Source organism: Paraburkholderia sp. RL18-085-BIA-A, from assembly GCF_046027075.1.
Taxonomy (GTDB): domain Bacteria; phylum Pseudomonadota; class Gammaproteobacteria; order Burkholderiales; family Burkholderiaceae; genus Paraburkholderia.
Genome location: NZ_JARESU010000220.1, coordinates 1 through 9,147 on the forward strand (window position 1 = coordinate 1; position 9,147 = coordinate 9,147).

The following is a 9,147-nucleotide window of genomic DNA, read 5'->3' on the forward strand; positions in this document are numbered from 1 at the left end:
CCCTGAAGGGGGAGGTTTTAACCACTGCCTTTGATAAAAAATTACAGACCAACTTGCAGCGACGTGCAGATCGTCCGTCGTTGGGGCGCCACGCCAGCACTCCTTCGAGAGTGCGCCCCTCGTTTGAAGCTACCGTTCAGCTCGCGAGCAGCTCACGCAACGCCTTATCGAGCACTTCGATGTCGACGGGGCTCGTGCCCGGACCGCCGGCAAAGTGCCCCCAGATGGAGTCCACAACGCGCAGCTCGGCGTTGGGCATATGCTTGACCTCGAACGCGCTGTCTTCGGGGGGAAAGTAAAGATCGCTCTTGCAAGGCATCACGATCGCTTTCGCGCGAATCGACGAAAGCGCCTTGACGAAGTCATCGTTGTAGATCTCGTTATTGCTGATATCGCCGTTTTGCCAAGTCCATAGCATGCCGAGCAAATTGTTGGCGTCCTTCGACAGCAGCCACCCCTCCCAGAACCCAACCAGAAAGTCTTCGAGCGACGCATAGCCGAGCTTTTCGAGATCGAGCTTCTCGCGGTAGAACGTCTGAGACAGACCCCACCCTGCATAGACGCGCGCCGCCGCACGCAAGCCTTTTTCTGGCTGCGCATCGTACCAGCCGTCCCGGAACGCCGCGTCGGCGGTCAGCGCCGCCTTGACGCCTTCGAGGAACACAAAGTTATGCCGCGAGCATTTCGAGCTGCCCTGAAAAGGCAAGATACGCTCGACCATCTCCGGGTAAAGCGCGCCCCAGTGAAACGTCTGCAATGCACCCATGGACCAGCCGGTCACGAGCGCGATCTTTTCGATGCCGAACAATTCCGTGACGAGCCGCCATTGCATACGCACGTTGTCGTAAGCGGTCACGTTAGGAAAGCGTGCTTTTCCGTATGGGACGGGCGTATTACTGGGTGAAGAGGAAAGCCCGTTGCAGAACATGTTGGGCACAATGATGAAGTACTTGCCTGGATCGAGTGCCTTGTCCTCGCCAATCAACCATTCGTTCTCGTAGTGCTGCCCCGAATACCATGTCGGGTACACGATCACGTTGTCTTTCGCGGCATTGAGCGTGCCGTACGTCTTGTACGCAAGCTTCGCGTCGGGAACACGCAAGCCGCATTGCAACACGATGTCACCAAGAGAATAGATTTTGTAATCGGACATATTCAAACAACCTTTAATGAAGACTCAATGAGGTAGACCGGCATGCGCCCCGGTGCGCCTGACAACGCCACCGGATCGTCAAGCGCGCTTTGCCGCGACGCTCGCTTTTTTCGACATCTGCATGATCAATCCATAGACGATCGCGCTAACGATGAATGCGGACACGGCCGTCGAAAGCGTGGGGAATTGTTTCTCGACGACATACGCAACCACCGATCCGATCGCCCACGCGGCAAACGCCTGCGCACGCCATTGCCGGTCGATACCGGCACCGGGCCGCGCAAGATAGAGGTCGACAATCACGATCGCCCCGATCGGCGGAACGATGATGCCGAGCAGCGAGAGCCAAGGAATGAACAGCGCCCAGACGTTGGCGGCAGCCACGACGATTCCGATGGCGGCCAACACGACTGCGGCCGTGCGCATCTTCACGCCTACGATCCTCGACCAGCCGACAGCGGAGTTATAAAGACAGTGGGCGCAAACGGAGCCAAGGCTGCAGAACAGGAAAACGACGGCAACGGCGCTCAACCACGTCTCGTGCTGATGGAGCATGTAGCCGAACAAATTGTCCATGGCGAACGGCTGCGGATCGGGCAACGCAATGGCCGCCGTCATGATGCCGCCCATCAGCATCGCATAGCAGTTCGCGAACGGAAACGCCGTAAATGTCGCGATCACCGAGTCGCGGCCATTCTTCGCCCAGCGGTTAAAGTCGGCCGACACCGTGCCCGCATCGACGAAGAGGCTGATCACAATCGTCAGTCCGACGCCGAATGCCATCGACGATGTTGGATGCGTGCCGTTGTACGAGAACACAGTGCTCCATCCCGCATGGCCTGCCGCATCGACGGCCACCCAGGTCCCCAGCACGAGAAAGAGCGGCACCGAGATCATGCCAAGCCAATGAAGACCGCGTATGCCCACGAAAGTCACCGCAAGATACAGCAGACCCGCGACGCACGTCATCGCAAGATAGCTCGCGCCCGAAGATGCATGAATGAGATTGCCTGTGATGCCGGTCTGCACCGCGTACCATCCAAGCAGCAGGCTGGAAAGCAGGCCCGAAGCCAATGCGTAGCCTTTGCGCCCGAAGACGCGACTCGCAAGCAGCGCAAAGTTGAGCCCGTGTTTCGCTCCGAGGCCGCCGAGCAAACCAACATATGCGAACATCAGCAAGTTTCCGAGGACCATCGCGGCCAGCGCACGGCCGAAGCCCATTCCCGCGACGAGGATAGACCCGGTCATCGCACTCGTGATGATCATCGGAAAGCTGATCCATACCGTTGCTACCGATAGCACGCTGCGCCGCGCCACCTGCGGCACCGGCACGTGCTCGTACTCCTCTCCGAGCACATTTTCGAGCGCCGTTTCACCACCGGCGCCTATCGATTGTGGAGATGACATGACGTATTTTTCCCCGTGAGGTCTGTGCCGGCATCGCATCGGCGCAGATTCGAGTTGCAAAAAAAAAGCCCACCCGAACGCCTTTTCAGGCGTTGGGTGGGCTCTGTTGCCCGTTGCGTTCGTCGCTGTTGACGAACCGGTTGTGTCGAAGACGGGCTCAAGCGTCGAGCGCCAAAAACACGCTGTCAAGCGATTTTGATCAGCCTCGTGCAGACTCATGCGCAAAGCGGGAGCGTCGTGTCGATCGCAGGTTTCGGTAACGCTTGACAAGCGCGCGGCAGCTTCGTACGCTACGCAACGATCGATGCGTTTGCTTGCCGCCAACATTGCCGGCAACGCGCAAAAGGCAACAAGGCCCGAACAGACTTGCGAGTCTGCTCGGGCTTTTTTTTCGTCGTTTTTTTGTTTTCCCGCCCAAACCCGGAGAAAAGTAATGCGTCATGGTGATATTTCCAGCAGCAACGACTGTGTCGGCGTAGCCGTCGTGAACTACAAGATGCCGCGCCTTCATACTAAGGCGGAGGTCCTCGAGAATGCGCGCAAGATCGCGGACATGGTAGTCGGAATGAAGCAGGGGCTGCCGGGCATGGACCTCGTCATCTTTCCCGAGTATTCGACGCACGGAATCATGTATGACCCGAAGGAGATGTACGACACGGCGTCGACCGTTCCGGGTGCTGAAACTGAGATTTTCAGTGCGGCGTGCAGAAAAGCCAATGTGTGGGGCGTCTTCTCTCTCACGGGCGAGCAGCATGAGGAACATCCGCGCAAGGCGCCATACAATACGCTCGTGCTCGTGAACAATCACGGCGAGATCGTCCAGAAGTATCGCAAGATCATGCCGTGGACGCCGGTGGAAGGTTGGTATCCCGGCGACTGTACTTATGTCTCGGAGGGTCCGAAAGGCCTCAAGGTCAGCCTCATCATCTGCGACGACGGCAACTACCCGGAAATCTGGCGTGACTGCGCGATGCGCGGCGCGGAACTGATCGTGCGCTGCCAAGGCTACATGTATCCGGCCAAAGAGCAGCAGGTCATGGTCGCGAAGACCATGGCGTGGATGAACAACGTCTACGTCGCTGTAGCAAACGCCACCGGTTTCGACGGTGTCTATTCGTACTTCGGTCATTCCGCGATCGTCGGTTTCGATGGACGTTCGCTCGGCGAATGCGGGACAGAGGAAATGGGCATTCAGTATGCCGAACTGTCGACAAGCTTGATTCGCGACGCCCGCAAGAACATGCAGTCGCAGAACCATCTCTATAAACTTCTGCACCGCGGCTACACCGGAAAGATCAATTCCGGTGAGGACATTCATGGCGTCGCGACGTGTCCGTTCGAGTTCTACGGCAAGTGGGTCAACGACCCCGAAGGCACGCGCCGCGAGGTCGAGGCCCTCACACGTGCGATGCCCGGGACGCCCGAGTGCCCGATCGAAGGTATTCCGCACGCCGAACCGGCCCACCGGTAAACATGCTTCGCGCCGGGTAACCGGCGCAGCGAATCACAAGGGACGACGCCAATGCAGGATATCCTTACGCAATACAGAATCGGGACGGAGCCTTACTACCGGCCGATCGATCGGGAAATCGAATTATTTGCCGCGGCCTACTCGCGACGCTTGCCGATGATCCTGAAAGGGCCTACGGGGTGCGGCAAAACGCGCTTCGTCGAATACATGGCGTCGCGACTGAACAAGCCGATCGTGACCGTGGCTTGCAACGAGGACACGACCGCGTCGGACCTCACCGGCCGCTTCCTGCTGAACGCCGAGGGCACTGAATGGCATGACGGGCCGCTGACCGTCGCGGCCCGTCATGGTGCGATCTGCTATCTGGATGAAGTCGTCGAGGCACGCTCGGATGCGCTCGTCGTCATTCACCCGTTGACCGACGACCGCCGCGTGCTGCCGCTCGACAAGCGCGGCGAACTGATCCATGCCCATCCGGACTTCCAGTTGGTGGTGTCATACAACCCCGGCTACCAGGCGTTCGGAAAGGACCTCAAACCGTCGACGCGGCAGCGCTTCGGCGCAATCGAGTTCCACTACCCCGACGAGGCCACCGAAGCCGATATTGTCGCGCATGAAGGCGCCGTCGATCATGCTATCGCCATCAAGCTCGCGCGCATTGCCGCACAGTCGCGCAAGCTTCGTGGCCGGGGTTTGGCCGAGGGTATTTCGACGCGCATGTTGGTGCATGCTTGCGCATTGATATGCGGCGGAATTGACGCTCATGCCGCCTGCGCACTCGCGATGACGCGTCCGCTCACCGACGACGAGGAGGTGCGCACCGCGCTCGACGGCTTCGTGCGTGCGCAGTTCGGAACGTGATTGCCATGCCGACCGAACGCGCAGGCGACACGCCATCGGCAGCCGGGCAAAGCGACGAGGCCGCATCGTTGGCCAGCACCACGCGCATCCTCGAGTGCTATGCGGCGGGATTCGAGCTTCGGTTTGCCGATTCGCTCGACGCCGCGGCCGAGCGAACAGCATTACCGATACGCGTCTCGATCGACACGAACGCGCGCACATCGATTAGCGCAGGCGCGATACGCGTTGCGCAGGCGCCTGTATGCGACGGCCCCGCCGCTGCTCGACTATATGAAGCGTCGGTCGCTCACGCGCTCGCGCATTTGCGCTACTCGCGCCGCGCTTTGCCGATCGGCTCGCGCGGAGCGATGAGGGTTGCCGTCACATCGTTGATCGAGGATGCCCGGGTCGAACGGCTGCTGATGCGCGAGTATCCCGGCCTGCGCGGCTTGTGGGGCATGTTTCACGCGGCGTCGTGGGAGCATGGCGCGCTGACCTTCGCCTCACTCGCGGCCCGTCTCGCCCGCGCTCTCCACGATCCCGGCTATGACGACCCCAACCATTGGGTCCGCAAAGGGCGCGAACTCTTCGAAGAGATCGCGCAGCGTGCCGACGACATCGCCGCCTGGGAGGAAATCGCCGACATACTGGCTGTCGACCTCGCGCAAATGCGAGTGCGATTCGACGCCTCGTCGTACTGTGTCGAGCCGCCCTATCGCGACGACAACACCTACTTGTGGGCGGCCGAAAGCGAGCCCGAGCAGGCGCGCATGGAAAAGGCCCCCGGTGCGCTCGATCAGGCAACGGCGCAGCAGGACATGGCGGACAGCCCGGATGAGCGTGACGACTCGCCACCGCCCGGCGCGATGCTGCGCGCTCACCGCTATCCTGAATGGCACGCCCGGGTTGGCCTTATCTTCGACGACTGGACCTGTGTCTACGACCGTGAGAGCGCAACGGAGCCAGCCCGCAGCGGCGACAGCGAGATGCGCAAGAACGCTGCCAGCAGGCGCGAGCCGCCACGCTGGTGGTATCGACCGGCCAAGCGCCTGCGCGGACGATTCGAAGGCGATGAGCTCGACCTGGGCGCGATCATCGACCACGGTGTCGCGCGACGCATGCGCGTGCCCGACGACGGCCACGTTTTTCTGCAAAAGCGGCGCGCGCGGCCGAGCATGTCCGTGCTGCTTCTGCTCGATTTTTCCGCATCGACCGACGAGCTTGCCGACGCCTCGGACACGACTGTGCTGGATATCGAAAAGGAGGCGGCCGCTGCCATCGCGACTGCGCTCGACTCGACTGACACGCGCATCGCTTTGCATGGCTTCGCATCCAACGGCCGCCACGATGTCCGTTATCTGCGCATCAAGGATTTCGATGAGCCGTTTGGCAATGCGCAGCGTCAGAGGCTGCAGGCTCAGCAAGGTGCCTTCTCGACGCGCATGGGTGCAGCTTTGCGACATGCGGCAACGCAATTCGACGATGAGGAGACTGAGGCGAGCTTGCTGGTGCTCGTCACGGACGGCGAGCCGTCTGACGTCGACGTCCACGATTCCTCTCATCTTATTGAAGATGCGCGCCATGCGGTCTCAGGACTGCCTGCACGCGGCATCCTGCCGTTCTGCTTTGCCCTGGACAGTGGGGCCGACCGATACGTACGAACGATTTTCGGCTCCGATCGCTGCATGGTGCTGAGCGGTGCGGCCAACCTGGCGTCGCACCTCAGCAAGGTAATCGGAAGCTTGATATGAGCCTGCGACCACATGCCGCTGGCTCCCGTCGCACACGCTTTTTTTTTTGGCAGGATATAAAAAGCGCGGCGGTAGGGCTCTGCGTTAATTAAGACTCGACGAAGCAAGTGAAAACAGGCGCGCACAACCGTGGCAGATACCGAAGTGATAAAGGTCGGAGTATTGTTTTCTCAAACAGGGGTCACGTCGGCGATCGAGTCGTCGCAGCTGTGCGGGACCCTCTTCGCGATACGCGAGATCAACGGTTCCGGCGGCATCGCGGGACGCGAGCTGGTGCCAATCAGCTATGACCCAGGATCCGACCCCGTCAAATATCGCAAGTTTGCGGAGCAACTCATCCTGACCGACGATGTTCAAGTCATTTTTGGCTGCTATATGTCGAGCGCGCGCAAGGCCGTATTGCCCGTCGTCGAGCGCTGGAATCGGCTCCTCTTCTACGCCACGCTCTATGAAGGCTTCGAGTACTCCGAAAACGTCATCTATACCGGCGCGGCACCCAATCAGAACAGCGTGCAACTGGCCGATTTCATGACGTCGAACTTTGGTGCGCGGGTCTACCTGGTCGGCTCCAATTACATCTACCCGTACGAGTCGAACCGCATCATGTCCGACTTGGTCTCGCAATACCGGGGCGGCTCAAAACTTGGCGAACGGTACGTCCGCCTCGACGCCACCGAGCATGACTTCGAAGAGATTGTCAAGGAAATCGGCTCCACCCGCCCCGACTTCATATTTTCGACCGTGGTCGGCAACGCGACGCAGCACTTCTATCGCGCCTACGCACACGCCGGCTTCGATCCCGCATCGATGCCAATCGCGAGCCTGACGACCTCGGAGGTCGAGGTCGCGCAAATGGGTGCCGACATCGCCGCAGGCCATTTTACGGCGGCGCCTTATTTCAGTTCGATTACGTCATCGACCAACCAGGCCTGTCTGGAGAAGTTTGGCCGAGTGTTTGACTCCCAAACGACACCAAACGCAAGCTGGGAAGCAGCCTACTTTCAGGTCCATCTCTTTGCGCAAGCAATGCTTACGGCTGGCTCCGCCGACATCGAGACGTTGATGCCCGCGTTGCTTGGCACCGAATTCGACGCGCCGCAGGGCCGTGTCAGTATCGATCCATCGACTCACCACACCAATTTGAATCCGCGCATCGGACGAGTGAACCGCGAGGGGCAATTCGACGTCGTATGGGAAGCGCCGGCACCTATACGGCCAGATCCTTATCTCGTCACCCACAGACTCGGTGACTGGATGGTTCGATGATAAGCGGGAGCAGTGAATGAATGACGAAGACCAAGCTACCCATAGCGAGCCCGCGCTGGACTTGCCGGTCTCCCATTCGTTGAGGGATTTGCGGTCGTTGCGCGTGTGCGTATTTCATCCGCACGACAGTGACGGCGCGCAGCTCACGCAGCAGCTACAGCGCATTGGGTGCAACGTGCACGCCTTCTGGCCGCCGTTGGCGTCGCCGCCGCCCGGCACCGACATCGTGTTCATCGCGCTCTGTCCCGACATATTAATTGACATCGACGACTGGTCTACGGTCGATGAGGCGCCGCCGACAATTGCGGTTCTCAACTACGAGAACCCCACCGTCATGGAGGCAATGCTGCGCATCAACGCGCAGGCCGTCGTGACCTCTCCCATTCGATCCTTCGGGCTTCTAAGCGTCCTCGTCCTCGCACGGGAGATCGGCCGCGAGCGCAAGAAGATGCGCAAGCGCATCATGCGTCTCGAAGAAAAGCTCGGCAGCTCTCGCAAAGTCTCGTCGGCTCAGGAAATCCTCTGCCGTCAGCGCGGCGTCAGCAAAGACGAAGCGTATCGAATCATGCGCGAGCAAGCGATGGCCAAGCGCATGACCGTCGAGGATATCGCCTCCGCCATCATCAACGCGAGCGATATCCTGTCGTCCGGCCGCTGACGGTACATAGGCGCGCCGCGGGCAAGCCTGCATTCGAGTGAGACTGCCATGCAGTCAAGCGCTTCGGCGGCCTCGCGTCACGGACGACTCCAGCGGTTCCTGCCGGAGCCCGGACGAATCTCGCCGGAATGTGGCGAGTGACGCATACGTATGACGTTCACGCGCTTAGAACAGCAGAAGGGAGCCTCACGGCTCCCTTCTTGTCAATCCGGTCCAGGCAATCGCGGCAATCGCTTTATTCGTCTGCAGCCGACCTCGCTTGCGCCCTGACAGCGGCGGCTCGCTCCTGTGCGGGCATCTTCGCCAGATGGTATCCAACTACACAGCCGCCGATGGCGCCACTCTCTCTGGCTATTAGTAATGAGCCGTGCCAGAGACGCTCCCCCCTATAGGCGAACGACAAGGTCGCCGCCTCTGAGTTTCACCGGCACCAGCCGACTAAGATCTCCGTTGAAACGGATGATGAGTGAGACTGATGGCCCTGCACAGAGCCAAAGGACAGATGAAGTGTGCTCGCCGAACCCATCCGTCGGCCCCTGATTAATTCTACGACTTGGCAATATAAGCAATACTCTTCATATCGATCTCGTGTGCTCCGAGC

General features: G+C 60.1%; 7 protein-coding genes. 5 read left to right on the top strand and 2 right to left on the bottom strand.

Annotated elements, in window-relative coordinates:
* Window positions 1–136 precede the first annotated feature (136 nt).
* Both P0D89_RS48750 and P0D89_RS48755 read right to left on the bottom strand, forming a co-directional pair.
* On the bottom strand, window positions 137–1,153 hold the full coding sequence (locus P0D89_RS48750; protein ID WP_408368668.1) for an alpha/beta fold hydrolase: 1,017 nt from the start codon (window positions 1,151–1,153) through the stop codon (window positions 137–139).
* A gap of 78 nt (window positions 1,154–1,231) precedes the next feature.
* The gene (locus P0D89_RS48755; protein ID WP_408368666.1) at window positions 1,232–2,560 is read right to left on the bottom strand and encodes a purine-cytosine permease family protein; all 1,329 of its coding nucleotides are present in this window, start codon (window positions 2,558–2,560) and stop codon (window positions 1,232–1,234) included.
* Between the two features lie 433 nt (window positions 2,561–2,993).
* Here P0D89_RS48755 and P0D89_RS48760 point away from each other — a divergent pair, with 433 nt between their 5' ends.
* From P0D89_RS48760 to P0D89_RS48780, 5 genes are all read left to right on the top strand, one after another.
* The gene (locus P0D89_RS48760) at window positions 2,994–4,031 is read left to right on the top strand and encodes an aliphatic amidase (protein WP_408368664.1); all 1,038 of its coding nucleotides are present in this window, start codon (window positions 2,994–2,996) and stop codon (window positions 4,029–4,031) included.
* A 51-nt stretch (window positions 4,032–4,082) separates the two neighbouring features.
* Window positions 4,083–4,892 carry a CbbQ/NirQ/NorQ/GpvN family protein gene (locus P0D89_RS48765; protein ID WP_408368662.1) on the top strand — a complete coding sequence of 270 codons (810 nt, stop codon included), beginning with the start codon at window positions 4,083–4,085 and terminating at the stop codon, window positions 4,890–4,892.
* Window positions 4,893–4,897: 5 nt separating this feature from the next.
* The gene (locus tag P0D89_RS48770) at window positions 4,898–6,622 is read left to right on the top strand and encodes a nitric oxide reductase activation protein NorD (protein ID WP_408368660.1); all 1,725 of its coding nucleotides are present in this window, start codon (window positions 4,898–4,900) and stop codon (window positions 6,620–6,622) included.
* Window positions 6,623–6,751: 129 nt separating this feature from the next.
* On the top strand, window positions 6,752–7,888 hold the full coding sequence (locus tag P0D89_RS48775) for a transporter substrate-binding domain-containing protein (RefSeq protein WP_408368658.1): 1,137 nt from the start codon (window positions 6,752–6,754) through the stop codon (window positions 7,886–7,888).
* A gap of 16 nt (window positions 7,889–7,904) precedes the next feature.
* The gene (locus tag P0D89_RS48780; RefSeq protein WP_408368656.1) at window positions 7,905–8,546 is read left to right on the top strand and encodes an ANTAR domain-containing response regulator; all 642 of its coding nucleotides are present in this window, start codon (window positions 7,905–7,907) and stop codon (window positions 8,544–8,546) included.
* The last annotated feature ends 601 nt before the right edge of the window (window positions 8,547–9,147 follow it).